General features: G+C 67.1%; 25 protein-coding genes and 1 tRNA gene. 14 read left to right on the top strand and 12 right to left on the bottom strand.

All coding sequences use genetic code 11. The annotated features are described in order from the left end of the window. Window positions 1-49 precede the first annotated feature (49 nt). Together KIH31_RS17405 and KIH31_RS17410 are read left to right on the top strand one after the other, a co-directional pair. A complete protein-coding gene (locus tag KIH31_RS17405) occupies window positions 50-385 on the top strand; it encodes a hypothetical protein (protein WP_214428414.1) in 336 nt (111 codons plus the stop codon). A gap of 69 nt (window positions 386-454) precedes the next feature. Further along, window positions 455-901, top strand: a complete 447-nt coding sequence (locus tag KIH31_RS17410) for an Hsp20/alpha crystallin family protein (RefSeq protein ID WP_214428415.1) — start codon at window positions 455-457, stop codon at window positions 899-901. Between the two features lie 18 nt (window positions 902-919). Here the strand turns inward: KIH31_RS17410 and KIH31_RS17415 are convergent, their stop codons facing one another. From KIH31_RS17415 to KIH31_RS17430, 4 genes are all read right to left on the bottom strand, one after another. Beyond that, window positions 920-2,512 carry a N,N-dimethylformamidase beta subunit family domain-containing protein gene (locus KIH31_RS17415; RefSeq protein ID WP_214428416.1) on the bottom strand — a complete coding sequence of 531 codons (1,593 nt, stop codon included), beginning with the start codon at window positions 2,510-2,512 and terminating at the stop codon, window positions 920-922. A gap of 135 nt (window positions 2,513-2,647) precedes the next feature. Beyond that, window positions 2,648-4,099, bottom strand: coding sequence for an alpha/beta hydrolase-fold protein (locus KIH31_RS17420; protein ID WP_214428417.1), 1,452 nt, complete (start codon window positions 4,097-4,099; stop codon window positions 2,648-2,650). Window positions 4,100-4,193: 94 nt separating this feature from the next. Beyond that, window positions 4,194-4,430 carry a hypothetical protein gene (locus tag KIH31_RS17425; RefSeq protein ID WP_214428418.1) on the bottom strand — a complete coding sequence of 79 codons (237 nt, stop codon included), beginning with the start codon at window positions 4,428-4,430 and terminating at the stop codon, window positions 4,194-4,196. 103 nt (window positions 4,431-4,533) lie between these two features. Beyond that, window positions 4,534-5,340 carry a chitosanase gene (locus tag KIH31_RS17430; RefSeq protein WP_214428419.1) on the bottom strand — a complete coding sequence of 269 codons (807 nt, stop codon included), beginning with the start codon at window positions 5,338-5,340 and terminating at the stop codon, window positions 4,534-4,536. A 110-nt stretch (window positions 5,341-5,450) separates the two neighbouring features. On the opposite strand from KIH31_RS17430, the gene KIH31_RS17435 reads away from it, so the two are divergent. From KIH31_RS17435 to KIH31_RS17445, 3 genes are all read left to right on the top strand, one after another. Beyond that, on the top strand, window positions 5,451-6,314 hold the full coding sequence (locus tag KIH31_RS17435; protein ID WP_214428420.1) for an HNH endonuclease: 864 nt from the start codon (window positions 5,451-5,453) through the stop codon (window positions 6,312-6,314). Between the two features lie 413 nt (window positions 6,315-6,727). After that, window positions 6,728-6,886, top strand: a complete 159-nt coding sequence (locus KIH31_RS17440; RefSeq protein ID WP_214428421.1) for a hypothetical protein — start codon at window positions 6,728-6,730, stop codon at window positions 6,884-6,886. Window positions 6,887-7,001: 115 nt separating this feature from the next. Beyond that, the gene (locus KIH31_RS17445; RefSeq protein ID WP_214428422.1) at window positions 7,002-9,182 is read left to right on the top strand and encodes a glycosyltransferase family 39 protein; all 2,181 of its coding nucleotides are present in this window, start codon (window positions 7,002-7,004) and stop codon (window positions 9,180-9,182) included. Window positions 9,183-9,258: 76 nt separating this feature from the next. Here the strand turns inward: KIH31_RS17445 and KIH31_RS17450 are convergent, their stop codons facing one another. The 3 genes from KIH31_RS17450 to KIH31_RS18255 form a co-directional block, all read right to left on the bottom strand. Next, window positions 9,259-9,414: a hypothetical protein gene (locus KIH31_RS17450; RefSeq protein WP_214428423.1), complete on the bottom strand. Its 156-nt coding sequence runs from the start codon at window positions 9,412-9,414 to the stop codon at window positions 9,259-9,261. Between the two features lie 144 nt (window positions 9,415-9,558). Beyond that, window positions 9,559-9,768: a hypothetical protein gene (locus tag KIH31_RS17455; RefSeq protein WP_214428424.1), complete on the bottom strand. Its 210-nt coding sequence runs from the start codon at window positions 9,766-9,768 to the stop codon at window positions 9,559-9,561. A gap of 60 nt (window positions 9,769-9,828) precedes the next feature. Continuing rightward, window positions 9,829-10,137, bottom strand: a complete 309-nt coding sequence (locus KIH31_RS18255; protein WP_214428441.1) for a DUF6480 family protein — start codon at window positions 10,135-10,137, stop codon at window positions 9,829-9,831. Window positions 10,138-10,469: 332 nt separating this feature from the next. Here KIH31_RS18255 and KIH31_RS17465 point away from each other — a divergent pair, with 332 nt between their 5' ends. After that, the gene (locus tag KIH31_RS17465) at window positions 10,470-13,181 is read left to right on the top strand and encodes a bifunctional YncE family protein/alkaline phosphatase family protein (RefSeq protein ID WP_214428425.1); all 2,712 of its coding nucleotides are present in this window, start codon (window positions 10,470-10,472) and stop codon (window positions 13,179-13,181) included. 480 nt (window positions 13,182-13,661) lie between these two features. Here KIH31_RS17465 and KIH31_RS17470 read toward each other — a convergent pair whose 3' ends face one another. Continuing rightward, the gene (locus tag KIH31_RS17470) at window positions 13,662-13,997 is read right to left on the bottom strand and encodes a hypothetical protein (RefSeq protein ID WP_214428426.1); all 336 of its coding nucleotides are present in this window, start codon (window positions 13,995-13,997) and stop codon (window positions 13,662-13,664) included. A gap of 763 nt (window positions 13,998-14,760) precedes the next feature. On the opposite strand from KIH31_RS17470, the gene KIH31_RS17475 reads away from it, so the two are divergent. Beyond that, window positions 14,761-15,660, top strand: coding sequence for a hypothetical protein (locus tag KIH31_RS17475; protein ID WP_214428427.1), 900 nt, complete (start codon window positions 14,761-14,763; stop codon window positions 15,658-15,660). Between the two features lie 191 nt (window positions 15,661-15,851). Then, on the top strand, window positions 15,852-16,139 hold the full coding sequence (locus tag KIH31_RS17480; RefSeq protein ID WP_214428428.1) for a hypothetical protein: 288 nt from the start codon (window positions 15,852-15,854) through the stop codon (window positions 16,137-16,139). Here the strand turns inward: KIH31_RS17480 and KIH31_RS17485 are convergent. The 3 genes from KIH31_RS17485 to KIH31_RS17495 form a co-directional block, all read right to left on the bottom strand. Next, complete coding sequence (locus tag KIH31_RS17485; RefSeq protein WP_214428429.1) at window positions 16,136-16,552, bottom strand: STAS/SEC14 domain-containing protein; 417 nt, start codon at window positions 16,550-16,552, stop codon at window positions 16,136-16,138. The genes KIH31_RS17480 and KIH31_RS17485 overlap by 4 nt on opposite strands. Before the next feature lie 346 nt (window positions 16,553-16,898). Next, window positions 16,899-16,972, bottom strand: a tRNA-Thr gene (locus KIH31_RS17490). Between the two features lie 107 nt (window positions 16,973-17,079). Further along, a complete protein-coding gene (locus KIH31_RS17495; RefSeq protein ID WP_214428430.1) occupies window positions 17,080-17,970 on the bottom strand; it encodes a thioredoxin domain-containing protein in 891 nt (296 codons plus the stop codon). A 196-nt stretch (window positions 17,971-18,166) separates the two neighbouring features. On the opposite strand from KIH31_RS17495, the gene otsA reads away from it, so the two are divergent. From otsA to KIH31_RS17525, 6 genes are all read left to right on the top strand, one after another. After that, window positions 18,167-19,657, top strand: a complete 1,491-nt coding sequence (gene otsA / locus KIH31_RS17500) for an alpha,alpha-trehalose-phosphate synthase (UDP-forming) (protein WP_214428431.1) — start codon at window positions 18,167-18,169, stop codon at window positions 19,655-19,657. After that, window positions 19,647-20,453: a trehalose-phosphatase gene (gene otsB / locus KIH31_RS17505; protein WP_214428432.1), complete on the top strand. Its 807-nt coding sequence runs from the start codon at window positions 19,647-19,649 to the stop codon at window positions 20,451-20,453. The genes otsA and otsB overlap by 11 nt, the downstream gene beginning before the upstream one ends. A gap of 175 nt (window positions 20,454-20,628) precedes the next feature. Next, a complete protein-coding gene (locus KIH31_RS17510; RefSeq protein WP_214428433.1) occupies window positions 20,629-21,711 on the top strand; it encodes an ABC transporter ATP-binding protein in 1,083 nt (360 codons plus the stop codon). A 77-nt stretch (window positions 21,712-21,788) separates the two neighbouring features. Next, a complete protein-coding gene (locus KIH31_RS17515; RefSeq protein WP_214428434.1) occupies window positions 21,789-23,153 on the top strand; it encodes a DUF4032 domain-containing protein in 1,365 nt (454 codons plus the stop codon). 165 nt (window positions 23,154-23,318) lie between these two features. After that, a complete protein-coding gene (locus tag KIH31_RS17520) occupies window positions 23,319-25,037 on the top strand; it encodes a glycoside hydrolase family 13 protein (protein WP_214428435.1) in 1,719 nt (572 codons plus the stop codon). A gap of 22 nt (window positions 25,038-25,059) precedes the next feature. Next, a complete protein-coding gene (locus KIH31_RS17525) occupies window positions 25,060-26,073 on the top strand; it encodes a LacI family DNA-binding transcriptional regulator (RefSeq protein WP_214428436.1) in 1,014 nt (337 codons plus the stop codon). Between the two features lie 10 nt (window positions 26,074-26,083). Here the strand turns inward: KIH31_RS17525 and KIH31_RS17530 are convergent, their stop codons facing one another. Further along, window positions 26,084-26,566 (bottom strand): SRPBCC domain-containing protein, encoded by a 483-nt coding sequence (locus KIH31_RS17530; protein WP_214428437.1) that lies wholly within the window; start codon window positions 26,564-26,566, stop codon window positions 26,084-26,086. Window positions 26,567-26,733 lie beyond the last annotated feature (167 nt).

Consider the following 26,733-nt stretch of genomic DNA (forward strand, 5'->3'; position numbering starts at 1 on the left):
GCGCACGACGACGGGAAGGACAGCGGCCACGCCGCCGCACCTGAATCTCATGACAACTCTCCCCGGCACATTCATGGCCTGCCGCCCAGTCGAGTACCGGGTGACGGTGCTGGATAACGGCGAAGACCTTCTTTGGTACCACTTGGACGACGGTGTGACCCCCGACGAGGACGGCAATATCCGGATGCGCGCAGACGACGGCGGCATCCTCACGGTGCCATTGCGCGGGCTGTACCGGGTGCAGCAGGTTGAGAACGGCATTCCCGCGCCGGGTCCGGGGCTCCTGATGACCCCTGACCAGTTCCAAGCGCGCTTCACGACCTGGCGGGAGCGGCCCGACGAGGCGGCGCACCGACTTCTCTCGGGGCTTTTGCCGGACCGCTGACCAATGGCCCTGTGCCGGGTGCTGCGAGGGGCGTAGTTTGCCCGCATCATCCCCGGACGAGGAGCCACCATGAGCAACATCATTCCCGGTGCCGCAGATTTCCCCGTGGCGGTCCGCCGCCTCATGGAGGGAGGCAGCTGGCTGCGGGTCGAGCAGTACCAGGACGGGAGTGACCTCGTCGTGCGGGCCGAACTCCCCGGCGTCGACCCCGACAACGACATCGACATCACCGTGGACGACGGCGTGCTCACCGTTGCGGGCCGGCGGACCGAACGGGCCGAGCGCCGGCGCTGGCGCAGCTACCGGTCCGAGTTCCGGTACGGCTCCTTCAACCGCAGCTTCGCGTTGCCGGAAGGCGTCAGTGCCGACAGTATCCAGGCCACCTACCGTGACGGCGTGCTTGAGGTGCGCATCCCGGTACCGGAGGAGGCCCGCGAGGGACGGCGCACGGTTCCGGTCAAGCGCGAGGACTCGCCCGCCGAGGACGCCGGGCCGGTGGCCGGATTCAACTTCTGAACCCGCGCAGGCTCACACTCAGGCCACGCGCACCGCGGCCGGGCGCGCGGCCAGTTCCCGCAGCACGTTCTGGGTCACCCTGCGGGCGAACTCGCGTGAGCGGAGGGGCACCGACGGGTCAATTTGTGCGGGCAGCCAGTCAAGCGAGGCCATGTTCACGACCTGCGCTCCCGACGGAGCCGTGTAGACCGTCGTCGTGGCTATCCCGTGCCGGGTGTTGCCACCCTCCTCCGGTGAACGCGCCACGATGCGCAGGCCAGGCGGGTAGCTCATCCCGGGGCGCGCTCCTGCGCGGTACACCGTGTCTGTCTCGCCGCCCGTCAGCCCCGGGAAGGTGTCGCCGCGGCGGACTCCGGTCCCGGTGAAGCCCAGGAAGGACGGGTCCGAGACGGTGAACAGCCCCTGTGCCCGGAGGTCGCCGTATGCAGCGCCCGTGAGCAGGCTTTCCGGGTCCGGTCGCGGACCGTCCCGCCACCGTGTGGTCACCTCCTCGGGGTGCGTGAAGCGCAGGGGGTCGAGCGCTTCGTCCCGGTAGCACACCAGCACCCGGTCGTCGCCTAGCGCACTGCGCTCGGTGCGGGCCCGCCAGTAAACATTGTTGGCTCCGAAAAAGACGACGTTGGTGCCGCGGTCACGTGCCCTTTCCACTCCCCGGCGAAGTTGCAGGGACCAGTATTCCGAATGGCTCCCGAAGGCTACCGTCCGGGCATTGCGGAGCATCTCCGGACGGCTGGCCAGACGAGCCTCTGTCGTATACCCGAGGGCAACACCGCGGCCGGGGATGCTTTCCGCTGCCCGGACCATCGGCACGCTGTGCTGCTCGAATTCCGCGCTCAAGGCGTATGGGCGGTCGAACGAGACTTTGTAGGAACGACTCCCTGCAGTATTGTCCGGCCCGCGGTAGAGCGACGCCCCGCCCCACCTGTTGTATGCCTGCATGGTGAGGTCGTTGAAGACGAGCACGGTCCTGCCCGCCAAGGACGCTGATTCAACCACCAACGGGATCATATGGGCATGCCGTTGGCCAGCCGTCAGGACAAGGTAGTAAAAGCCCTCAGGCCATCCGGAGGTGTCTATCGTGGTGGTCGGACGCCACGGGCAGGAGACCATCCGGGTTGCCTCGTCGACGACGGCCCCGGGCTGGCGCTGCACCCGCACGAGTGGCGATTTCCACACCAGCCGCTGCCCGATGCCGGCGTAGTCGCCGATTCGGTAGGCGTAGATTCTCACCGTCTCGTACGTCGAGTTGATGTAAAGCTGGACAGAGCGCCGGGCAGCCGTTGATGCGTGCTGGCCGAGGAACCCCTCGAGGCGGGCGCTGGAGGTCCAGCCCCCGGGCATTTGGGCGCGCGAGGTGCCGGGCAACGCGTTCTCAGCCTGGTAGCTGAACGGAACGGAGCTGGCCCTGACCGCGATGGCAGGGCCGGGAAGGTCCGGGGGAAGGGCGGTCACCGGGCGGGGCGACGACGCCGGTGCGGAGCAGCCCGCGAGGGCCAGTGCGGACAGCGCCGCCCCGATGACTGCCCGGCGGCTCGGCCCCTGCGGCGCACCGGACAACCGGGCGCCCTGCCCTGCCTCCGCACGAAGCGGCCGGCCTTTGCCACCAAGCACCTGTTATGCCTTTCCTAAACCACTGAAGGAACGGCGAGGCAACCAGATGCCTCCCCTCTCGCTCAGCTACCAACGATTATACCCCCAGGGGTATCGGGCAGACATAAATTCGACCTTTGACCCCGGACAACGCCGTCAGACGGGCTTTCGGATCAAGGGGCCCGGTGAGCCCGGACCCCCGACGGGCGAAAGACCGAACCGGTCACCCAAGAGAGGCAGCCCGACCTGGGCCCCGAAGACGATGGCGGAGCTTCGGTGGTCCACGCCCGCACCGATCATGCGGTACACGGTCATCCCGACCGCGCGAGCGTCAGCGGCAGCCGTGTTGGCGTCCTTGGTGTAGTACTTGTCGAGGCCGCCGCTGGTAAACACCGCGACTTCGTCACGATAGTGATGCTTGCGGAGGATGTTCGCGGGCTTCTCAGCGTCAAACTTCCGTTGGTTCCCGCCGAACCCGGCCCGGAGCGTGTTAACCACACTGCCGTCGCGCGGTTCGATTTCGCCGGACATATCCAGGATCGACCCAAACAGGTCCGGGCGTTTCGCACCGAACGCCAGCGAGCATTCGCCCCCGTTCGAGTATCCGCCGACCGCCCACTGCTTGCGGTCGGACGAGACGTTGAGGCGGCTGCGGACGAAGTTCACGACGTCGCTTGTCACATAGGTGTAAACCCGGCCGCGGGCCGAATCGATGCAGAGCGGATTCTTGTAGGGGTCCCCCAGCTGGTCCACGGTGAGGACGATTGGTGCCAGGCCATGGTGCGCCTGGGCGTAGGCGTCCAGCTGTGGAACGGCAAGCTTCGCCTGCTGGGGACCCCCTGGCTGCCCCATCATCATAATGAGGACCGGCAGGTTGGGCGGCTCAGCCACGAGCGCCGCCGGCGGCAGGTACAGAAACGCGTCCCGGGCCTTGAACCCTGAGGCGGACGCCGGGATGGTCACCAGGCCGCTGTCACCCTGCGACCTCATGCCGGCGGGCGCGCGCCAGGTCTTCCACAAGGCTTCGCTGTCCCGACGCACTCCTTTCGGTATCAGCTTCGGTAGTGTCAGATGGCGGTAATTGCTGATGTCGAGCAGTTCACCAAGCGTCGTATTGAGCCCGTAGCCGGCATTGATACCCAGCGCTGCGGTGGCAAGGAACAGCACTGCCGACAGGACGGCGGCGATCCGTCGGAGCCACGACGCGCGCCAGAGGTTGACGATCGCCAGGCAGACGCCGGAGAAGGCGGCGATTGCCCACGCCCGTGTGTCAACGTCGAGCCGTTCCCCGAAGACATCGAGGACGACTTCGCAGACAAAGAGTGTGACCCCACCGATCACCGCTCCCGTCGCAAGAGCCGAGCCAGCCATGATGATCCACGCCCTGCGGGAGAAGCGCTCGGGAGCAATGCGCGCGCTCCACGGCATTGCAGCCAGCACCGGTTGGGGGATCAGCTTCGTGCGAAGCACCAGAAAGGCAATGGCAAAGAGGCTGCCGGCGTAGAACGCGTACAAGATCGACTTGTGAACAATGTTCAGCGCGAGGAGTTGCTCCACATCGCCTTCCTGCAGCTCGACGCGCACGGGCAGCACCGGCAGCGGGTTCAATCACGGGTCCGCCGCAATCCGTGGGACGGGCGGCAGGTCGATTAATCGTGCACGAACTTTCTGGGAGACAGCCGGGAGCTGGCTCAATTTTCGCTCAAGTCAACGCCCGGCGACGCGAATCCCGGATCGAGAAGAAAGCCGCTGCCACGGCGCCCAGGCACGCCGCGACGATGTATTCGAGGACGCCGTGCGGGCTGAACAATGCGACGGCGAAGGTCAGCAGGACGGCGCCCGTGGCGGCATGCACCAATGCCAGGAAACCGGCCGCGAGCGCAAACGGCACTCCGGCGGGTTCCACGCCTCGGTCTTCCTGCTCCACAGGTGCTGTCATGGTCTCGCCTTCCCTGTCGTGTCACGTTCAAGGTCCGTTGTACCTGACCTGACCGCCGCGGCGCGGAAGGCGTCATCGGACGCGCCGCGAAGCCTGTCGGCTCCTAGCGTGGGGCCGGAAAGGACGCCATCGTGAATTCATCTCCGTAGACCGACCAGGTGTAAGGGGGCACGAGGCCCAGGTTGCCCGCCTCCAGCAGCTCTTGATGGATGCCCTGCCGGCCCTTCCGCTGATAGTCGCCCCAGGATTTCAGCACCGCCACCCGGGCGTTGATGACGGCGACGAGGTAAGCTGCCTCCTCCCCACCCTGGGCCGGCGTGCGGTGCGACCGGCGTGCCGCGGAAAGAATGCCGCCGAACGATTCGTCGTCGTCGCCAGGGCCGTGGTTCACCGAGACGTCATAGTAGATTGCCAGGCCCAAGGGGCCCACACCATCGCGGCGGGCCTCGGCCAAGGCAGGCCCCCAGTAGACGCGGTCCCGCTCCTCCTGCTGGGCCCGCTGGAACGCCGGGTCGCCTGCCGCTGTCTTCCAGGCGGGTACGAACGAGGGGTCCAGCAGGCGGTGGCTTTCCGCCGGTCGGCGCCTGTACGGCGCCTCCATGATCTGCCGGAGCGGCTGCAGGTACGGCGCCAGGGGGTTCTCCGGGGCGGCCGCGGTGTAGGCCTGCACCAGCTCCAGCATGTCGCCGGTCCCGCTGCACCAGCCCACCAGTCCGCCGGTATAGCCGCGGCCGTCGTCGATGTCCTCGATGTAGCCGTACGCAGCGGTCCAGTCGGGGGTGGAGTTCTCGGCGGTCGAGGTCAGTTGCAGCGCCATCTCCTTGTACGCCGGATCGCTGATGTCCGGCCGGGCGGCGCCGGGAGTTGCTGGCGGCGTGCCCCGCCGTCGGCCCCACAGTCTCTCCAGCATCAGGTCCTCCCCTAGTCGTCGTGACGGGAGCGTAACAAGGCGCTTTCTCGCCGGAACAGGGCCCCTGGGGGCTTGCTTTCGGGCCGGCACCATGAGTGCCATCATGGGGCATGGCCGCAATCATCCTCCTGTGGGACCTCGACCGGCGCAGCGGGCGGACCTACGACGACGCAGCGGCGTCGATTTCCGCCTCGGGAAGGCACCGGCAGCCGTGGGATCTCGGGCCGCACCGGGATGCCGCCGGCACCGAAGCTTGGCTTCTTCTCCGGGGTCCGGGAAACCAGGGCCTCGTCGGGCACGCCGTGGTGGCTGAGCCTGAGCCGGCGCAGAACGGACGCGGCGACGGAGGCTGCGGCGCGGTCGACGTCGACGTTTTGCTGCCGCTTGACGAGCCGGTCTCCCTCGAAGTGCTCGCAGCCCAGATGCCGGGCTTCGACTTCGAAGGCCTCCGCGCCCCTGCCCACTCGCTGAATCCGGCGGAGGAGAGGCAGTTGCGGCGGCTCTGGGCAAGCCACACCGTGGCGGCCGCGGAGGATCCAACCGTCCCGGTTCCGGGGAGCTGCCCGGCCAGCGCGCTCCGCCGGGTCGAGGTCAACCGCTACGAACGCGACGCCGAGGCCCGGCGCGCCTGCCTCGCGCACTTCGGCACCGCCTGCCAAGGGTGCGGGATCAGCTTCGAAACGGTGTACGGGGACATCGGCCGCGACTTCATGCAGGTCCACCACATCGTGCCCGTGGCGGAGCTCGGCGGGAACTACCAGCTGGACCCCCTCACCGACCTGGTCCCGCTGTGTCCCAACTGCCATGCCATGGCGCATATTGGCACGGGCGCTGCAAGGTCCCCGGCCGAGCTGCGGGCAATCATCGCCGCCCACGGTTATACCCCGGGCACGGTCCTCGGCGAGCGCGAAGCGCAGGCCCAGCGGGACGCCCGCGCTCTGCTCGGGACGGGATCCGGACAGAAGCCGCTATAAGTAGGGCCAGTGCTTCCGGTTGAACACGGGGGGGGACAGCCGGCTTCGGAGCTTCCCGCGCCTGCTCCTTCTGCCCATCAGACTGGTTCTGGTCGCCGGTTTCCGGCACGTCAGACGGCGTACTGCTCATTTGTCCCCCCACAGACCGACCAGGCGCACAGCGCCCGGTGATGACTCACCTGCCTCGCGCTGTCCCGTGAGGCCCGCTGCTTCCGGACCGGGAAGCAGGGTTGGCGCCCATCCTACGACCATGGAACGGCTGTGCCCACACCAAAAGCACTGGCGGGACGAAAAAATGACACAGCGCGGGCTTCATCGAGGCGGCTCAGTGTTGGAGATGCGATAATTTCCGCCATGCCCAGCATCGTCTTGACCTCGGTTGCCGGCGGCGGCCCTGCCCCGCGGGGACCACAGTGATCCGCGCCGTCCGCCGGCTCGCCGCAATCCTGATTGCCGTCATCGGGGTCGCCTGCCTCCTGCTCACCCAGCCATCGGGCGATATGCTTCCCGGGACCTGGGGAACGGCCCTCACGGCGCTCGGCCTGCTGTGGCTTGTCGCTATGTGGGACTAGGGCAGCCCCCGTCTGCCGCATGGCGCGCGACCTCGCACGCCGCACTGCCTCCTCCCCGGGCTTTTTCAGTCAACGTTGAGCTTGGCGCCCTATGTTTCGTTGTCGGAGGTAGAGGATGACGGACACAGCGGTGCTCGATGACGGGCTGACCAAGGGCACGGCGACAAGGCGTCTGCCCGTTTGGCACCGGCCGGTGCTGGCTGGCCTGGTGGTCCTCGCGGGTGCTCTTTACGCGTGGAACCTCGGGGACAGTGGCCTTTCAAGCTTCTATGCGACCGCAGCCAAGAGCATGTCCGAGAGCTGGAGAGCGTTCTTTTTCGGTGCCTTCGACCCGGGCGCTTCGATCACGCTGGACAAGCTCGCCGGTTTCGTCATTCCGCAGGCCCTGTCGGCGCGCCTTTTCGGTTTCAGCCAGGTGTCCGTGACACTCCCCCAGGTCATTGAAGGCATGATCACCGTGCTGGCCGGTTACCGGGCGGTGCGGCAATGGACCGGTGCAGTCGGGGGCCTGGTCGCCGCCGCTGCTCTCTCGGTTACGCCGCTTCTGGTGTCAATGTTCGGGCATTCGATGGAAGACGGCATGCTGATCATGTTCTGCGTGCTGGCGGTCATGTCGTGGCAGGACAGCATCCGGTCCGGCAGGTTGCGGTGGCTGCTGTTGGCGGCTGTGTGGGTCGGGCTCGGTTTTCAGGCGAAGATGATGGAGGCGTGGCTCGTCGTGCCGGCCCTCGGGGTCGCGTACCTGCTGGCAGCTCCGCACCCGGTCGCCAAGCGCGTGCGGCATGTCCTGGTATTCGGCGCGGTCACGCTGGCGGTGTCCCTTTCCTGGATGACAGCAATACAGCTCGTTCCCGCGGAGAGCCGGCCCTACGTCGACGGCAGCACCAACAACAATATGTATTCCATGGTGTTCGGCTACAACGGCTTCAACCGGTTCATTCCCGACGTCGTGCCCGGCGCGGTGAAGGACATGGCCGCGCAGGTCCGTGCCGGGGCGCCGGGCGCGGAGCCGGTGGGGGCCAATGCCGGGTTCGGCGGCCGCACCGAAGGAGCAGCCAGGGCCGGAGCCCAGGGGGCGGCCTTCGGGGCGGGCGGTGCCGCTGCGTCGCCGTTCAAACTCGTGTCCGCCACCTACCTGAGCCAGATCGGCTGGCTGTACCCCCTGGCCGTGGCTGGCGTGGTGCTCGGCTTCCGAAGGTCGAAGCGGAACCCGTTGGACCGCAACCTCCACGCGGGGGTTTGGGTGAGCACCCTGTGGCTCGGGGTTTCGGCGTTGGTGATGAGCGCCATGCGCATCCCCCACACCGCCTATCTCGCGATCCTCGCGTTTCCCTTGGCGGCGCTGAGCGCCATTGGCCTCCACCTCGCCGTCAACGAGTACCGCTCCGGCGCTTCGCGCCACTCCAAGTTCCTATTGCCGGCCCTGATCGCCGTCGAGGCCGGCTGGGCCGTCTTCGTTGCCGCGGCAACCGGCTTACTGGAGCCGTTGCTGCCGATTTCAATCGCGGCCGCAGGCCTCCTCTCCGCCGCGGGTCTCAGCCTGGCCGCCGTCGGACGGCGCCCGGCGGCGCTGCCCATGCCTGCCGTGGCCGCTCTCGCGGCGACCGCTCTCCTGCTCGGACCAGCGTTCTGGTCCGCCTCGGTCCTCGTGCCCGGGTACGCAGGGAGCGCCATGGACGCCTATGCAGGGCCCCGGGCAAGTGGCGGGGCCGGTTTCGGCATGGCCTTCGCGGGCGGCCGCTCCGGCTCCGGAGAACGGGATGCGGCCTTCGGCCGGATTGGCCGTGCACCGGCTGGGCTCTCTGCCTCACAGGCACTGCCGGGACGCCGCGCCGGCGGAATGCCCGGCGGCTTCCAGACCGCGTCAGCGAGTCTGTCCGCTGCCGACCAGGCCCTGCTGCGCTTCACGCAGGCGCGTGTCGGGGCCGGAGAGCCCGCTTTCGCTACTGACAGCTGGAACACGGCGTCGAGGTTCATTATGGGGTCCGGCGCGAACGTCCTGCCCTTTGGCGGCTTCAGTGGAACCGCACCTTCGCTGAGTCTCGAGAAGTTCGTATCGATGGCGTCCTCCGGCCAGCTGAAATACGTCCTGCTCTCGTCTCCCCTACAGGGCGCATCTTCCGCGGACGGCGGAGGCATGCCGCAACGAAGCGGCTTCACGCGTGGCGCCGCGTATCCGGATGCAGCGGCCATCCGGGCCTGGATCGCGAAGCACTTCGTGCTGGTCCCGCCCGCCCAATACGGACTCCAGGGGGCCACGACCTCGGGAAGCGATCTTTACCAGTTCAAGAGCTGAGCCGGGCACCTAAGGACCGATATGAAAGGGAGGGCACGGAGAATTCTCCGTGCCCTCCCTTCAAGTCGCGGCAGGCTTAGGCCCGGCGGCTGCGGTTAAGGAAGAACATCACGATGGCGACAACAAGCAGGATGGGTGCGATCCACAGGAGAAATCCAACAGCCTTGACCAGTCCACCGATGATGAAGAACACAATGGCGATGGCCAGGATGATCCAGAGGAGGGAGTTCATGTTTTTTCTGCTCTTTCTGCTTGCTTCCGTCCCGGTTTTCCGGAACAGCGGGCATAATCCCTGCCGCCAGTGTAATGGAAAAATCAGAAAAACTAAGCATGCTTAGGTTCGAGGAGGGTCATCCTCTTTTGCCGCCCCGCAATCCTAGCGGCGGCCGCGACGCATCTTCACGTAGCCCCAGATGACCAGCAGGACCCCGAGCACGAGGCCTGCGGCAGTGAGGGTACTGTCCTGCGGAAGGCCCGTAGCCCCGGCGCCGAGAGTGGCAAGGAGTGTGAGCAGTATGAGTATCCCGCCGGCGGCGACGAGGAATGTTCCCGGACGAATCGACGGCCTCCTGCGTTCGCGTTGCATGGACCGACAGTAGCGCATTAGCCGAAAGACCCCAGTCTATGCAGCCGGCAGTTCAGCTGCTCAGGCTGGCATCCTCAGCAATTGACCTGCAGCGCGAAGACTGATGGCAGGGTCTGCAGGAGCAGCGCCTGCCTTGCCTGTCGCCAGCTGGCCGGCGTAGACGAGGAACAGGACCACGACGAGAGCCACTACGACCAGGATCACGGCAATCCATACCCAAGGCGAAATCCGCGGGCCGCGCCTTTCCGCCTCATGCCCGATGGACCCGCTCATCTGATCCTCGGCCGGCGGCGTTTCACCCGGCGGCACGCCGCCACCCGGCTCCAGACCGGTGATCTTTTCGTTCAGTGGATCCGGATTCGACGTCACGGCCGCTCAACCCCCTTCACATCTGGACTGACTTTTGATCAGTCTACTTACTATTGCCGCGCTCCGGAACCCGGACCTCCTTGAACCGGCGGCCCGAGCAGCGCGTGGCGCCCCGTGACCGGTGCGGGTTCAGGGGATGGCCCCGCATCTGTCGAGGTCTGTTCACGTTCCGCTTACCCCTCGTTGGGGGCGGAAGCAGAGAGTGTAATCGCCTGACAAAAGGTTCTGCCGGGGGAGCCGGGCTGGCTGTGATCCGGGCACTTCACCTACGCTGCCGCGCCCTATCCAGAGGTGGATGAAGGCGTGGCGGCCACTCAAGGAGACATCCAGTTATGGGCAAGAAGCTTGACAAGAAGCGATTCGGCAAAAGGGTCGCCGTGCCCGCAGCCACCCTTGCTGTCGTGCTCGTCGGAGGCACCGCCTACGCCGCCGTGGAGAACGGCTGGGGTGACGCACTGATCGGGCGCCAGACGGACGGCTCGGTGCTGACCGCAACAAACCAGAAAATCACGCCAGCAGGAACGAGCATCGAACAGACCGGCCGGCCCCTGGCGATGAGCGTCTCCCCGGACGGCAGGACGGCAGTCAGCCAGACGTGGGACGGCAAAGGCCAGTTCACCGTGACGGACCTGGTCAACCACAAGGTCCTGCAGCAGCTCTCACCGCCGGCGGCCGCGGACAGCGGCTCCACCTCCTACGGCGGAGTGCTCTACTCCCCCGACGGTAAGACGCTCTGGGCCGCGCACACTAAAGGCCTGGTGAAGTTCGACGTCGGCTCCGACGGCAGCCTGTCCAACCCGGTAGCCGTACCACTCCCCGGCGCGAACGGAAAGGACCCCATCCCGGCGGCCCTGGTCTTCGCCCCGGGCGGGAAGCAGATCCTTGCCACCCTCAACGGCACGAATATGCTCGCCGTGCTGAGCGCGGACACGGGCGCCGTCATCCGGCAGATCCCGGTCGGCAACGCGCCCCGCGACGTGGTGGTCAACGACGGCCACGCCTTCATCGCCAACCAGGGCGGACGCCCTGCCCAGCCGGGAGACAGGACCAACGACTCCTACGGGACGCACATCGTCACCAACGATGCCAACGGTTCACCGTCTACCGGCACCGTCTCCGAGGTCGATCCCGCCACAGGCGCCCTCGTTCGCAGTTACGAGACCGGCCTGGCTCCCTCGGCGCTGCTGGTCCACGGCGACAATGTGTTCGTCGCCAACTCCAACTCGGACACGGTCTCGGTCATCGACGCCAGGGCCGGCAAGATCGGGCAAACCATCAACGTGAACCCGCTGCCCGGTGCGCCGGTCGGCAGCTCGCCGAACTCACTGACCATGATCGATGACACGCATCTGGCCGTCAGCCTCGGCCAAGCGAACGCGGTGGCCATCTACGAGTTCAAGAACCAGCAGACGCCGGCCACCTTCCAGGGCCTGGTACCCACCGGCTGGTACCCCGGAACCGTTCAGTTCGACAAGCCGCTCGGCCAGCTCGTGGTCGCCGCCCAGAAGGGCGTCGGGTCCCTCGGCGCCCCGGCCGCTAACGGTGGCCGCACCGTCTACTCCGACCTCGGCCTGGTGAGCACCGTGCCTGCCCCGAAGCCGGAGCAGCTGCCTGAGCTCACCAAGCGGGTGTGGCAGAACAACCAGTGGGACGAGGCGCTGGCGGACCTGAAGAAGAACCCGTCCCGCGGCAAGGCACCGGTTGCGATCCCGCGACGGGACGGTGATCCCTCGGCGATCAAGCATGTGTTCATGATCGTGAAGGAAAACCGCACGTACGACCAGATCCTCGGCGACGACAACCGCGGCAACGGGGATACGGCTCTGGCCGAGTTTGGCGGCAAGACCACTCCGAACACCCACGCCCTGGCTTCCGCGGCCGGACCTCTGCTGGATAACATCTACTCCTCCGGCACCATGTCCGCCGACGGTCACCAATGGCTCACCCAGGCCGCCGTCGACGAATATCTCACCCGCTCGATCGGCAACTACGACCGCAGCTACCCCTACAACGGGGGCGACGCCCTTGCCTACGGCTCCACCGGCTTCCTCTGGGATAACGCCGCGCGTCACGGGGTGAGCGCCAAAGACTGGGGTGAGTACACCGACAAGTGGACCGACGCAGCCGGCAACAACGACACGCATTCGTGGGCCCAGTGGTACCAGAACACCAAGGCGCAGGAGGCGGGCCAGGCAGCCACCATCCCGGCTGACCAGTACCACGCCTCCACCGACGTACCCTCCTTGTCGAAGATCCTGCGCCCGCAGTTCCCCGGTTTCCAGCTTCAGGTCCCGGACCAGTACCGTGCCGACGCGTTCCTGAAGGACCTGACGCAGGCGGAGAAGGACAACAACCTCCCCGAGCTGAACCTGCTCACCCTTCCGACTGACCACACCGCAGGCACGGACCCGTCCAAGCCGACCCCTTCGGCGATGGTCGCGGACAATGACCTTGCCGTGGGCAGGATCATCGACGGCATCTCGCACTCGAAGTACGGCAAGGACTCGGCTGTGTTCGTGATGGAAGATGACAGCCAGGCTGGTGTCGATCATGTCGACGGGCACCGTCAGCCGGCCTTGGTGTGGAGCCCCTACGCGAAGAAGGGCGCCGTCGTAAAGGACTACTACACCCAGCTGAACATCGTGCGCACTATCGAGCAGATCCTCGCACTGCCCCCGATGACCCAGATGGATCTGGCTGCCGAGCCGATGTTCGACGCTTTCACTGATAAGGCCGACGCGGCCCCTTACACGGCGGTGCGCAACCAGATTCCGCTCGACACGCTCAACGGAACGGCGGCGGCCGCAGTCCCGGCCGCCGCGCAGCCCGCCGCGCAGGCGTGGCAGGACTGGTCCAGCAAGCAGGACTGGCAGGGTCCGGACCGCGCCAACCCTGCCCAGTTGAACCACGCTGACTGGTACGCCGCCCACAACTACTCCCGGCCCTACCCCGGTGAGGACAAAATCCTCACGCCCACCGAAGTCGCAGGCGGCAACACCAAGGCACCCGCCAAGACCCGCGCGGGCACGGACGCCGACGGCTAAGCCGCAGGAACTTCGTTCAAGCTGCCAGGGCCCCTGTTCCGAAAGAGCAGGGGCCCTGGCAGCTGCGACGGGAGGCCTCAGACAGGGCTGTTTGCGCGCTCCAATCGGGTGCGGCCGGAACCCCCGAGACTGTCCCGGTCGCCCCGCGCCCCTTAGAGGGTGGCTCGCACGGAAGCTTGACGCTTTCTTGCTGCTTTTCAAAGCGAGCTTCAAGCATCGGCTGCGAGACTGTGTGTCGCCGGGGCGGGGTGCCCCTTGAGACCGGGCTTCGGCCCGCTGCCGGCCAAAGGCGCGACGACTGACTCCTGACAGATGTCATGGTGCCGCTTAGGATCGAGACCAGGTCCACGTCGGGAACCCCGCGCCGCCCCCAAGGCCGCGGGGTTCCCGCCGTTAAAGGGACTGGGACTTACTTCACGCCAAGACGAGGCACGGATTCCCTCAATCCCTTGCCTCTGCATTGCCTGCCTGAGCCCCCCGCTAGGCCGTACAGCCGGCGAACAGCCCGGATTCGACCGGCCGCTGGATGACGCCCTCCAACATCGTCCTCACAGAGCCAAGCGGTTCAGCGAACCAGGGCCGACCAAGCATTTCCAGCCACCCCTCACGCACCACCTCCCCGCCGCGCACGAACTGGCGCTGCCGCCATTCCGGACGGCTGTCGTACCGGGCGGCCGTGAGCCTCGACAGGGCTTGGCAGGAATAGGCAAGCTCGCCGGGTGGGTCGCTGCGTTCAAACCTGAAGCTGACGATGAACATCGCACCGTCGGCCCCGAGCCACACTTCGTCAACGGCACGCTCATAATGGACAAGCACCTCCGCTCCAGCCTTGCTGGCACTGACGCTCGTTTCCGAGAGGAGGAGTGAGTCCAGGCGCCAGGCATCCCTTAATTGCCTTGTCCGGGTCCGACGAAGACCGAGGAATCCGTGACGGGAGGACACTCCCGGAGGAGCGGTCGGGTGCACATCGTACGGGCGGCCTTCCGCAATCAAAGCGCCCGCGGTGCCTGCGGCGAACCCTTCGAGTCGCTGGAAGCTGCCCTCGCCGGGCTCACCCTCAGCCCCTGTCATCCCCGCGTCCCGCCGTGACGAGTAGCGGTCAGCGGGAACGGAGAGACCCAGGTGGAAAATGATGCAGACATGGCTTCCTAACACAAATGAGACCTTTGCGCCGGAGCAAAAGCATGCACCGCGCAAACTCCCAGCACCGTAGCACCCGCCGGTGAACGTCGAGGAGAGGCGCATCGCGCGCCCCGGGGCGTTGCTTTCCACCGCGGGGCCGTGATCTAGCCCTGGTTATCGGGCAGCCATGCGCGCCGCGTACGCAGCCTTACACGAGAGCGAGAAGAAAGCGTGATGGGGCTTTCCTCCACGGTTTTGACTAATCTGTGTTGGTTAGCTAATCTTCGGCTTGGTCTCAACAAGCGGTAACCGGCGGCAGTTTCTCCCCTGTCCGAAGGTTTCCGCGACGGAGCCACCGCACTGCCCCGCCAAAAAGGCATCCGGTCTCACCGGGCATTCAGGTGGCGCCGGACACCCCTCAGGTGCCGGGCGCTCTTATCCGAGAGTCAATTTCATCATGCGCAAAACCTCCCAGATCCTCGCTGCCGTCGCGATCGCCGCGTCCGCGGCCACCGTCGGTGCCGGCGCTGCCCAAGCAGCTGCCCCCGTGCACAGGCACACCGCCCCTTCCCACTCCCACACCGCCAACACCCACGCGGTGACCGCCAAGCAGCTCGCCGCCGCGAAGCAGGCAGCAGCAAAGGCCGTGTCCGCCGCCGAGGTGAACGCCGCCCGCGTCCGGGCCGCCGGCAACCAGCAGGTCGCCGCTGCCCGTGCAGCCGGTGCGAAGCTCGTCGCCGCTGCTCAGCAGAAGGTCGACGCCGCCCAGGCCCTGGTGGACACTGACACCGCGGTCGTGGCCGTTGCCCAGACCGCGCTCGACACCGCTACCGCTGCCGTCGCGGCCGACCAGACCGCCGTCAACGATGCGCAGACTGCTGTGACCAACGCGCAGACCGCGGTCACCAACGACCAGGCCGCCGTGGCTGCCGACAACCAGGCAGTCTCCGACGCCCAGGCCCAGCTCGCCGCCGCCACCACCCCGGACGAGCAGTCCGCCGCCCAGGCGAACCTGGACGCCGCCAACGCTAAGCTGGCCACCGATCAGGCCACGCTGGCCACCGATCAGGCGACCCTGTCCACTGACCAGGCCACCCTCACCGCAGCGCAGGACAAGCTGACCGCTGACACCGCCACCCAGGCTCAGGCCCAGTCCGCTGTGGACGCCGCCAAGGCCCAGCTGGCTACCGACCAGGCCGCCCTGACCGACGCACAGAACGCGCTGACCGCCGCCATCAACTCGGCCAAGGCTTCCATCGCCGCAGCCCAGGCAGCAGCCGCGAAGGCCAACGCCGCCGCGCAGGCCGCTATCACCGCAGCGAAGGCGAACCTGGCGCTGCTGAACCACCGCCACTAAGCCGCGGCCGGCCCGGCGCCGGCTTCGACATCAGGGGAAGGGTCCCGGACCGGTCAACGGTCCGGGACCCTTCTCTCGTTTGACTACCGCCGCGAGCGCAGCGGGTGTATAACGAGCGCGTGGGTCCCGTCACCCGCGCCCACCTTGTCCGGGGTCCGGCCAGCGTGGTCCTTCTTCCGAAAGGCCGGCCAATGCTCAACGACAACCTTCGCCCCGTGCTGGTGGCAGCCGCGGACTTGGAGACCGTCCAATGGGAAATGGACCAAGCCGTCCAGCTGCTCGAGGAAGCAATGCGACGAGCGCTGCTTGAAGGCATAGCCCTCGACAGGGTCGCATCCGCGGCCGGCATGACCGCCGGCGAGGTCATCAGCCGCACCGGAATGCAGCTGCGGGGCCTGGCCGCCCCGGGTGATGCCGCTGGACTGCCCCGGGAGCACCGCAAGGGCGAAGGCCCGGACCGGGCACTCGAACCCGCCTAACCGGGGTTCGGCCCGGGCGCGCCCAGCAGCCAGGCAACTGCAGCGGCTTCCGAGGTGAAGTAGCGGGTCGGGCGGGGCGGCTTCCGCACGCCGATGAAAAAGCTCGCTATGGTCGCGTCCACGGGAGAGTTCCCGAGCAGCGCGACACGGGATGCCGGATACGGGCCCGAAAACACCCGCAGGGAACCCGCACTGTGCCCCTGGCGTTCACGCATGTCGACCAGCAGCGGACGCTCGGTGCCGCCGGTGATCCGCTGGACGGCATCGAGAACCTCGCGCGCGTCCTCCGCCTCCACGTCTGCTGGAGTGGCCCAGACCACGTGTGTGATCCCGTCCGGGCGTGTCCGGACCTCGGCTTTGCCGCCGGGCAGGACTACCGGGACGTTGGGTACCCTGGGCTCGTCCTCACACATTCAGCAATGTAACCATGCTTCGGTTTCGGCCCGCATCCCGGTTGTCCGCCTGTCCCCAATGCTTTCCTTACTGATGGCACGGGCAGAGCCCGGGCGCGCAGGGGTGTGGTGGGGGTGCTTCTCGACCCCGCGTTTGCGGACGGATCACATGGTTTCTCCTACCTCAGTTGAGCCATCTTGCGCCGTCGGCTCGTGTCATGAGTTGATCCGGCACATCTTCGCGACGGAAGCGACCTTTTTCGATCTTGGCCGGCTCAATTCTTGTGCAGTTCTTGTTTTCCCGCGCGTGGAGCATGCAAAAACCCCTCCTGATCCAACGTTTCCGCAGGTCAGAAGGGGTTTACCGAGCCCCCTGCCGGATTCGAACCGGCGACCCCCTGTTTACAAGACAGGTGCTCTGGCCAACTGAGCTAAGGAGGCGGGTGCACCTTCGGGCGTCGGCGAGGATGCCCGAAGGTGCGAAGTTTGCTAGCTAAGACTAGCCCAGGAGGGCCGCCGCCGGAAAACGGCGGCGGCACCCGCGCCGGCTACTTCTTGGCCTTGATGATGCCGTCCACGAAGGCCTTGAAGTCGGTACTGCCGTCCCACTTCTGCCCGTCGACGAAGACGGTCGGGGTTCCGGTGATGCCGTAGGCCTGGGCCTCCGCGCTGATCGCTTTTACGTAGGGCCGGTAGGTCCCGCTGTCCACGCAACTGCCGATGTCCCCCGCCCCTGCGTCGGCCGCGATCTTCTTCAGCTGGTCGTTGCTCAGGCCAGCGCTGCCTTCGGCGGGCTGCTGGGCGTAGAGAGCGTTGAAGAAGTCCGCGTACTTGGTCGGGGAGCTGTTGGCGACACACGCCGCAGCGTTGGCCGCACGCGAGGAGTACTTGGTGGTCGAGTTCTGGTCCAGAAAGCCAAGGGCGCGGTACTCCACCGTGGCCTGGCCGGCGTCGCGCCACTTGGTCAGGTCGGCGCCGTACTGCTGCTCGAAGCGCTGGCAGACCGGGCAGATGAAGTCGACATAGGCCACAATCTGCACCGGTTTCCCGGCCGGGCTCTTGGCAACCCCGGGCGGCACGACGGCGGCCCCCGGGGCGGTGGGAGACGGCGCGGAGGTAGGAACGTCGGACATCGAGATGGTCGAGGCGCTCACAGCACTTACGGTGTTCTTCGCCCCGAGGACGACGCCGCCGTGCGCGTTGGCGTTGGCCGGCGTCGGCCCGTTATCCGCGATCGGTGCGGCGCTGCGCAGGTTGGTCGTCACGATAAGGGCAATCACCGCCACCACGGCGACCAGGGCCACGAGTACGCCGCTGCGGATGAGCAATTTGTTGCGCTTTTCCTTGCGCTTTTGCTCCTCGCGGATCTGCCGGGCTTTTTCGCGGGCTTCCGCCGTGCGCTCGGCCTTCGTGGGCTTTCGGTCGTTCTGTGGGCTCATGGTTCCTCGTGTCAGTGGGCGTGGGCCGGCCGGGAAACGGCAACCCCCTCATTTTAGGCCAGAGGCTGCGAGCCCCCTGAGAAGCCCCCAGCCCGCAAAAGGGCCTCCACCGGCCCCAACGAACAACCCGCCAATCTGATTCCGGCGCAGATTTCGCTAAGGTTGCTTACAGATGAGCACACGACCGCAGGGAGTTATGGTGCCAGAGTCTGGCGAAAGAAACACTGACAATCCGGGCACGGCACAGAACAACGTCGACGACGGCGGGACCTTCGACTTCATCGTCGTCAGCAACCGCCTGCCGGTGGACCGCGTCGCCGGCGAAGACGGCCAGGAAGGAACCTGGCGGCGATCCCCCGGCGGCCTGGTGACTGCTCTTGCGCCCATGATGGCCAAGACTGACGGCGCATGGGTCGGGTGGGCCGGGGCTCCCGATGAGGAGCTCGAGCCGTTCGACCACGACAACATGCGCCTGATCCCCACCACGCTCTCCGCAGCCGACCTCGAGCTGTACTACGAGGGCTTCTCCAACGCAACTCTCTGGCCGCTCTACCACGACGTGATCGCGCCGCCAGAATTCCACCGCGCCTGGTGGGACGCCTACCGGCGGGTCAACCGGCGCTTCGCCGACGCCGTCGCCAGGGCCGCCTCCCACGGCGCCACGGTCTGGGTCCAGGACTACCAGCTCCAGCTGGTTCCGCAGTACCTGCGCGAAGCGCGGCCGGACCTGACCATCGGGTTCTTCAATCACATTCCGTTCCCGCCGCCGGAGATCTTCGCCCAGCTCCCGTGGCGCCGGGCGATCCTCCAGGGACTTCTCGGCGCCGATCTGGTCGGTTTCCAGCGCGGCAACGACGCCGCCAACTTCCTGCGCTCGGTCCGGCGGTTCCTAGGCCTGACGGTCAAGCAGCAGCGTGTGCAGGTGCCAGCTGCCGACGGCGGCCCCTCGCGCGCCAGCCGTGCGGAGGCGTTCCCGATCTCCATCGACGTCAGCCAGATCAGCCAGCTTGCCCAGCGCGAGGACATCGTCGAGCGGGCCGCCCAGATCCGCCGGGACCTGGGCAACCCCACCACCGTCCTGCTCGGCGTGGACCGGCTCGACTACACGAAGGGAATCGGGCACCGGCTCAAGGCCTTCGGCGAGCTCCTCGAGGACCAGGCCGTCAAGGTCGGGGACGCGACGCTCATCCAGGTCGCCAGTCCCAGCCGCGAGCGCGTCGAGCAGTACCGCCTGCTGCGCGAGGAGGTCGAGGGAACGGTCGGGCGTATCAACGGCACGTACGACACCTTGGAGAACACGGCAATCCGGTACCTGCACCACAGCTACCCGATCGAGGAAATGGTCGCCCTCTATTTGGCGGCCGACGTCATGCTGGTCACCGCCCTGCGCGACGGCATGAACCTCGTGGCCAAGGAGTACGTGGCCGCGCGGGTCCACGACACCGGTGCCCTGGTCCTGAGTGAGTTCACCGGTGCGGCGGACCAGCTGCGCCAGGCCCTCCTGGTCAACCCGCACGACATCGACGGGTTGAAGGAAACCATCATGGCCGCCGTCAGGATGCCGCCGCGGGAAGCCAGCCGCCGGATGAAGGCGATGCGCCGGCACATCCTGGACCACGACGTCGAACAGTGGTCCCAGTCGTTCCTGAACACGCTGGCCGCGGAAAAGGGCTCCCATGAGCACTGACCGCAGCCGGGCGGACTCCCCGGCCGGGAACCTCGACGCCGCTCTGGCGGAGGCGCTCGACCGCGTCGCCGCCACCGAGAAGCTCCTGGTCGCAATGGATTTCGACGGCACGCTCGCTCCGATCGTGCCGAAGGCCTCGGACGCCCGGCCGCTGCCCGGGTCCGCCGCTGCCCTGGACGTGCTGTGCCGGCTGCCATGGACAACCGTGGCGCTGGTCTCGGGGCGCGACGTCGACACCCTGCGCGGACTGGCAAAACCGTCACAGCTGATCGCCCTCATCGGCAGCCACGGCGCGGAGATCTGGCTGGGCCCCCATGCCGACCCGCTCACCCTGACACCCGAGCAGGAGGACCTGCTGGCCTCCGTCCGCACGTCACTGGCCGAACTCAGCGGCCGCTACCCGGGCACCACCCTTGAGCACAAGCCTGCCGCCGTCGTCCTGCACACCCGCGAGGCGGACGACGACGTCGCCGCAGCCGCGGAGGCCGAAGCCGCAGAGCTGCTCGAGGGCATGGACGGGGTCTTCGTCACTCCCGGCAAACGCGTCATCGAGTGCGCGGTGGTGAAATCATCCAAGGGCGAGGCCCTGCAGCTGCTGCGCCAGGAAGTCGGCGCGACCGCCGTCGTCTACGCGGGGGACGACACCACGGACGAGACCGCCTTCAACCGGCTCCTCCCCGACGACGTCGGCATCAAGGTCGGCGACGGCTTCACCGCTGCCGGCTTCCGCGTCGGCTCCCCCGCCGAGGTCCAGCTCCTTCTCGAACGCCTGCAGCAGGCGCGCTGGAACCGCTGATCCCGCCCCGCGGACAAAACACGTCCACGGACTGGACCCTCGTGCCCTCCTGAAACGTTATGGCATACTTTTAGCTGTGACGCGTTCCACTCGCGTCTCATGCAACAACTGAATATTTATCCATTCACAACGGATCGTCGGGCACGTACCTGCCCGTGAAGGGAAATGATGAAGCATGGCTACGGTCACGTTTGATAACGCTACGCGTTTGTACCCGGGCACTGATAAGCCCGCTGTCGATAAGCTGAACATCGACATCGCCGACGGCGAATTCCTGGTCCTCGTCGGACCCTCCGGTTGCGGTAAGTCCACTTCGCTGCGCATGCTCGCCGGCCTTGAGGACGTCAACTCCGGCCGCATTCTCATTGGTGACCGCGATGTCACCGATGTGCCGCCGAAGGACCGCGACATCGCCATGGTCTTCCAGAACTACGCCCTCTACCCGCACATGTCCGTCGCGGACAACATGGGCTTTGCGCTGAAGATCGCCGGCGTCTCCAAGGAAGAGCGCGCAGAGCGAGTACGCGAGGCCGCGAAACTGCTGGACTTGGAGCCCTACCTCGACCGCAAGCCCAAGGCCCTCTCAGGCGGCCAGCGCCAGCGCGTAGCCATGGGCCGCGCCATCGTGCGGAACCCGCAGGTGTTCCTCATGGATGAGCCGCTCTCGAACCTGGATGCGAAGCTGCGCGTGCAGACCCGTACCCAGATCGCTTCGCTCACCCGCCGCCTCGGCGTCACCACCGTCTACGTCACCCACGACCAGGTCGAAGCCATGACCATGGGCGACCGCGTCGCAGTGCTCAAGGACGGCATCCTTCAGCAGGTAGACACCCCGCGCAACCTCTACGACCACCCGAACAACGTGTTCGTGGCCGGCTTCATCGGGTCCCCCGCGATGAACCTGCTGGAGTTGCCGGTCGTCGACAACGGCGTGAAGTTCGGCGGCGCGATCTACCCTGTGCCGCACGACGTGCTCGAAGCGGCCCACGGCTCCACCGTCATGCTGGGTGTCCGCCCTGAGGACCTGGAGACCGTCGCCACCGGCGAGGGCCTGCAGGTCGAGGTCGACGTCGTCGAGGAACTCGGCGCGGATGCCTATGTCTACGGCCACACCTCCCTGGACGGCAAGGACCACGACATCGTGGCCCGCGTCGACGGCCGGCGCCCACCGATGAAGGGCGACACCGTTTTCGTGCGGCCGCAGGTGGGCCACGTTCACCTGTTCGACACGACGTCAGGTCTGCGCCTGGGCGACTAGCCTGCCGTGTAAGTGCCAAGGACGGGTCCGCCGGATTATTTCGGCGGACCCGTCCGCTTTAAGAGAGAATTGATGCGATGAGCGAGTCGAACAACGCCAATTGGCATGACGAACCTACCGACTGGGGGCAGAAGGGCAAGCTGCCGCGCCCGGCGGACGCGCCGCCGGCCTCGGTCGTCGGCTCGCTGAACATCACGGCCGCCGCGGCCGATCCGGAGCTGCTGGACCTGCCCTGGCACATCGCCCTCGAGGACTGGCCGGCCGCCAACCTGGCGGCGCTCCCCCGCGGCATCTCCCGCCACGTGGTGCGCTTCGCGCACCTGGGCGGGTCTGTCATCGCGGTGAAGGAAACCAGCGAACACGTCGCCCGGCATGAGTACCACATGCTGCGCAGGCTGCAGCGGATGGACGTGCCCTGCGTGGAACCGGTCGCCGTCATCACCGGGCGCAAAACCGCCGACGGCAGGCCACTGGATCCGGTCCTTGTGACCCGGCACCTGAAATTCTCCCTGCCCTACCGGGCACTGTTCTCGCAGCGGCTGCGCCGGGACACGCTCACCCGCCTGATCGACGCCCAGGCGCTGCTGCTGGTCCGCTTGCACCTGATCGGCTTTTACTGGGGCGATGTGTCCTTGTCGAACACCCTATTCCGCCGGGACGCGGGCGCCTTTGCCGCCTACCTGGTGGACGCCGAAACCGGTGAGATCTATCCGGAGCTCTCCGCGGGCCAGCGGGAATACGACCTCGAGATCGCCCGGGTGAACATTGCCGGCGAGCTGATGGATCTGCTGGAAGGCGGCCTGATCGAGGAAAAGGTGGACCCGGTTGCCACCAGCGAACTGATCATGGACAGCTACCGGCGGCTGTGGGCGGAGCTGACGGAGAAGGAGTCCTTCGAGCTCGGAGACCGCTGGCGTGTGGCGGCGCGCATCCGCCGGCTGAACGACCTCGGCTTCGACGTCGAGGAGTACGCCATCAAGACCACCGCCGACGGGTCCACCATCCAGCTTCAGCCAAAGGTCGTCGACGCCGGCCACCACCAGCGGCGGCTGCTGCGGCTGACCGGCCTCGACGCCCAGGAGAACCAGGCGCGCCGGCTGCTGAACGACATGGACACCTACCGCGCGGACAACAACCCGGACCTGGACGAGGAAATCAGCGCCCATGCCTGGGTGAACCACGTTTTCGAGCCGATCGTGCGCTCAATCCCCCGCGAACTCGCCGGCAAGCTTGAGCCGGCGGAGGTTGTGCACGAGGTCCTCGAGCACCGGTGGTACATGTCGCAGAAGCAGGAGCGTTACGTCCCCCTCGCCGAGGCGGTCCAGTCCTACATCGACACCGTGCTGCGGCACCGGCGGGATGAGGCCGCCATCATGCTCAACCCGGACACGGAGATGCTCAAAATCCTCTCCTCCGAGACCGAGGACGCCTCCGAAGGCTGAGCGCCGCGAGCATCGCTCACCCTGGCTCGTCGCCGCTGATTTCGCCGGGGTTTTGCAAGCGCTTTCAGTGCATTCTGGCGCGGAAGTGATTGCACCGGCGCAATCGCAGCGTGTCCACGCTGCAAGCGTTTCCAATACGCCCCGGGGACGTCTAGGATAGCCCTCATGTCTCAAGCGATAGTCGACACGGCCAGTGCCCTGGACCCGTCCCACCTGAGCTTCGTCCACGCGAAGTCCGAAGGGTCCCAGTGGTGGCGCTCAGCCGTCATCTACCAGATCTACCCCAAGTCTTTCCGTGACTTGAACGGCGACGGATTCGGCGACCTCGCCGGCATCACTGCCGAACTGCACTCGCTCTCCTCGCTCGGTGTGGACGCGGTGTGGCTGTCCCCCTTCTACCCCTCGCCGCAACGCGACGGCGGCTACGACGTCAGTGATTACTGCAACGTCGATCCTCTCTTCGGCAACCTGGCTGATTTCGACGCGCTGATCGACCGCGCCAACCATCTGGGCCTGCGCGTGATCGTGGACCTTGTCCCCAACCACTGCTCGGACGAACACCCCCTGTTCCAAGCGGCCCTGCAGGCCCCTGCCGGAAGCCCTGAGCGGGACCTGTTCATCTTCCGGGACGGGCGCGGTCCGGCCGGCGATGAACCGCCCAACAACTGGCAGTCCCACTTCGGCGGGCCGGCCTGGAGCCGGATCACCGAGTCCGACGGGCGTCCGGGCCAGTGGTACCTGCACCTGTTCGATTCCTCCCAGCCCGACTTCAACTGGGACAGCGAGTCCGTGCGCACCGAGTTCGAGCGCGTGCTGCGCTTCTGGCTTGACCGGGGCGTGTCCGGCTTCCGCGTCGACGTCGCGCACGCGCTGGTAAAGGCCTCCGGCCTGCCCGACTGGGGCGGCCGCGCCGATGGCGGCAGCAGCGAAGGCTTCCCCGGGCATGAGGCTCCGATGTTCGGACAGCCGGAGATCCACAACATCTTCCGCCGCTGGCGCGATGTCCTGGCCGAGTACGACGGCGAGCGGATTCTCTGCGCGGAGGCCTCCATCGATCCGCTCCCGCGGCTGGCCAACTGGGTGCGCGAGGACCAGATGCACCAGGCGTTCAACTTCGCCTACCTGCACTGCCCGTATGACGCCGGCGCCCTGCGGCACGTCATCGACAGTTCCCTCCGGGCTTTCGACGAGGTCGGCGCCCCCACCACCTGGGTCCTCTCCAACCACGACGTCGTCCGCCACGCTTCCCGGCTCGGGCTGCCGTTCGGGGCTCCGCGTTCCGGCGACGGGGTGGGCCCGCGCGACGAGCAGCCGGATTCGGACCTCGGCCGCCGGCGCGCCCGTGCGTCGTCGCTGTTCATGCTCGGCCTGCCCGGCGGCGCCTACCTTTACCAGGGTGAAGAACTCGGGCTGCCGGACCACACAGCCCTCGCCGACGAGCACCGCCAGGACCCGACCTTCCACCGCACCGCAGGCGAACGGGTCGGCCGTGACGGCTGCCGGGTGCCCCTGCCATGGCGCTCGGGCAAGTCTGCCGCCGGGTTCAGCTGCTCCGGTGGCTCCTGGCTGCCGCAGCCGGAGGAATGGCACGAACTCGCGCGGGACCGCCAGGAAGAGGATCCCGGGTCGCACCTGCAGATGTACAAGGCTGGGCTCGCGCTGCGGCGGGACCTCGGTCTCGGGGCCGGATCCTTGTCCTGGGTCGACGGCGACCAGTTCCCGAACTGCCTGGCTTTCGTGAACGGAAACGTGCTGGTGATCATGAACCTGGGCCAGGAGCCGGTGGTCCTGCCGGACGGCGTGCTGCTGCTCAACAGCGGGACGGGTACCGCCGGAGGGCGCGAACTCGGACCGGACCAGACGGCCTGGCTGGAACTGGCCTAAGACAGACGCAGGGGGCGCGGGAATGCCGGGAATCAAAGACGTCGCCGCTCGGGCGGGCGTCTCTGCAGCCACGGTGTCCCGCGCCCTTAGCGGCAACGGCAACGTATCGCCCGCGAGCAAGCGCCGCGTACTCGATGCGGCCAAAGAACTGGGCTTCGTCCTCTCCTACAACGCCTCGAGCCTCGCCTCCGGACGGAGCCGCAACATCGGCGTCGTCCTTCCCGCCGCCAACCGCTGGTACTTCGCGAACGTCCTCGACGGCGCCGCCACGACCCTCCTCGCCGCCGGATACGACCTCATGCTGTACGACACCAGCAGGGGCGGGCACAGCCGTGAGAGCGTGCTGACGGACTTCCTCATGCGCAAGCGCCTGGACGGGATCATCGCTGTCTCCCTGGCGCTCTCCGCAGCCGAAGTAGACCAACTTCTCGGCGTGCGCATCCCCGTGGTCGGCGTCGGCGGCGCCATCCCGGGCGCCCCGAGCATCAGCATCAACGACTTCGCCGTGGCCCGGACCGCCACTGCGCATTTGCTCTCCCTGGGGCACCGGCGGATCGCGCATCTGAGCGGCAGCGAGGAGTTCGAGCGGGACTTCAGGCTGCCCACCGCCCGGCGCGACGGCTACGAGGCCGCCATGCGCTCTGCCGGTCTGGCCCCCCGCCCGGCGTGGCTGCCGCTGGCAGACTTCACCATCACGGGCGGCTATCAGGCGGCCAAGGTGCTGCCGGCCCATCCTGACGAGAGGCCCACAGCTGTCTTCGCCGCTTCGGACGAGATGGCCATCGGCACCATCCTCGCCGCCCGCGAACTCGGGCTCCGGGTACCGGACGACCTGTCCGTCATCGGCATTGACGGCCACGAGCTGGGGGACGTTTTCGGCCTGACGACGTTCGACCAGGCGCCGCACCGCCAGGGGGCACGCGCCGCGCAACGGTTGCTCGAGCAGCTCGGCGGCGGCCCCGAAACGGCACCGCACAGCGAGCTGGTTGAGCCCGCTTTCATAGTACGCACCAGCACGACGGCACCTAGCGCCTAGACCCGCGCTCCTAAGCTTCCCTGCCGCCCATGAACCGTACGTAGCGCGCGAGCACTGCGGGCCAGTCCCGGCTGTACCGTTCGCGCTCCGCGGCGCCGTCCGCGCGGCCGTCCCAGCCTCCGTGCCGCAACGTCACGGCGGTTGCGGTCCCTTCCTCAGTGAAGGACACTTCGACCGGCTGCGCGGCGAGCGGGCCCGCGGCGGGGTGCCACGCAAGGCACAGCTGGCGGGAGGGTATCCAAGCCGTCACTTCCGCCCATACTGCAGCACGCCCGTCGTCGGCAGTTTCGACAAGCTCGTCATCCTCGAACCCGACGTAGCTTCCCTCCCCGTACACGCCATGGGTGGCAATAGGCCACCATAGATGAATGGCATCGGTGAACCCGTCAAACGCCTGCGCGGCCGGTGCCGGCACCTCGACGGTGCAGAGGACGTCCTCGAGCGGCTCAGCGGCTGGGGGCGACGGCGGGCGGTCCGAAAAGAGATTATCCACAGACCGACCTTACCGTTGTGGTGGGTGTGGTGTTTTAAGTGGTGAGGGCCCCGCACCTGGTGGTGCGGGGCCCTCATTCTAAGTGTGGTCCGGCGGTGTCCTACTCTCCCACACCCTCGCGAGTGCAGTACCATCGGCGCTGTGGGCCTTAGCTTCCGGGTTCGGAA

Source organism: Paenarthrobacter sp. DKR-5, assembly GCF_018531425.1.
Lineage (GTDB): Bacteria > Actinomycetota > Actinomycetes > Actinomycetales > Micrococcaceae > DKR-5.

Bases quoted from the DNA above. Each gene is read 5' to 3' on its own strand.
- KIH31_RS17405 (WP_214428414.1), top strand. From the start codon at position 50: ATGACAACTCTCCCCGGCACATTCATGGCCTGCCGCCCAGTCGAGTAC.
- KIH31_RS17410 (WP_214428415.1), top strand. From the start codon at position 455: ATGAGCAACATCATTCCCGGTGCCGCAGATTTCCCCGTGGCGGTCCGC.
- KIH31_RS17425 (WP_214428418.1), bottom strand. From the start codon at position 4,430: ATGACAGCACCTGTGGAGCAGGAAGACCGAGGCGTGGAACCCGCCGGA.
- KIH31_RS17430 (WP_214428419.1), bottom strand. From the start codon at position 5,340: ATGCTGGAGAGACTGTGGGGCCGACGGCGGGGCACGCCGCCAGCAACT.
- KIH31_RS17435 (WP_214428420.1), top strand. From the start codon at position 5,451: ATGGCCGCAATCATCCTCCTGTGGGACCTCGACCGGCGCAGCGGGCGG.
- KIH31_RS17445 (WP_214428422.1), top strand. From the start codon at position 7,002: ATGACGGACACAGCGGTGCTCGATGACGGGCTGACCAAGGGCACGGCG.
- KIH31_RS17450 (WP_214428423.1), bottom strand. From the start codon at position 9,414: ATGAACTCCCTCCTCTGGATCATCCTGGCCATCGCCATTGTGTTCTTC.
- KIH31_RS17455 (WP_214428424.1), bottom strand. From the start codon at position 9,768: ATGCAACGCGAACGCAGGAGGCCGTCGATTCGTCCGGGAACATTCCTC.
- KIH31_RS17465 (WP_214428425.1), top strand. From the start codon at position 10,470: ATGGGCAAGAAGCTTGACAAGAAGCGATTCGGCAAAAGGGTCGCCGTG.
- KIH31_RS17475 (WP_214428427.1), top strand. From the start codon at position 14,761: ATGCGCAAAACCTCCCAGATCCTCGCTGCCGTCGCGATCGCCGCGTCC.
- KIH31_RS17480 (WP_214428428.1), top strand. From the start codon at position 15,852: ATGCTCAACGACAACCTTCGCCCCGTGCTGGTGGCAGCCGCGGACTTG.
- KIH31_RS17485 (WP_214428429.1), bottom strand. From the start codon at position 16,552: ATGTGTGAGGACGAGCCCAGGGTACCCAACGTCCCGGTAGTCCTGCCC.
- KIH31_RS17495 (WP_214428430.1), bottom strand. From the start codon at position 17,970: ATGAGCCCACAGAACGACCGAAAGCCCACGAAGGCCGAGCGCACGGCG.
- otsA (WP_214428431.1), top strand. From the start codon at position 18,167: ATGGTGCCAGAGTCTGGCGAAAGAAACACTGACAATCCGGGCACGGCA.
- otsB (WP_214428432.1), top strand. From the start codon at position 19,647: ATGAGCACTGACCGCAGCCGGGCGGACTCCCCGGCCGGGAACCTCGAC.
- KIH31_RS17510 (WP_214428433.1), top strand. From the start codon at position 20,629: ATGGCTACGGTCACGTTTGATAACGCTACGCGTTTGTACCCGGGCACT.
- KIH31_RS17515 (WP_214428434.1), top strand. From the start codon at position 21,789: ATGAGCGAGTCGAACAACGCCAATTGGCATGACGAACCTACCGACTGG.
- KIH31_RS17520 (WP_214428435.1), top strand. From the start codon at position 23,319: ATGTCTCAAGCGATAGTCGACACGGCCAGTGCCCTGGACCCGTCCCAC.
- KIH31_RS17525 (WP_214428436.1), top strand. From the start codon at position 25,060: ATGCCGGGAATCAAAGACGTCGCCGCTCGGGCGGGCGTCTCTGCAGCC.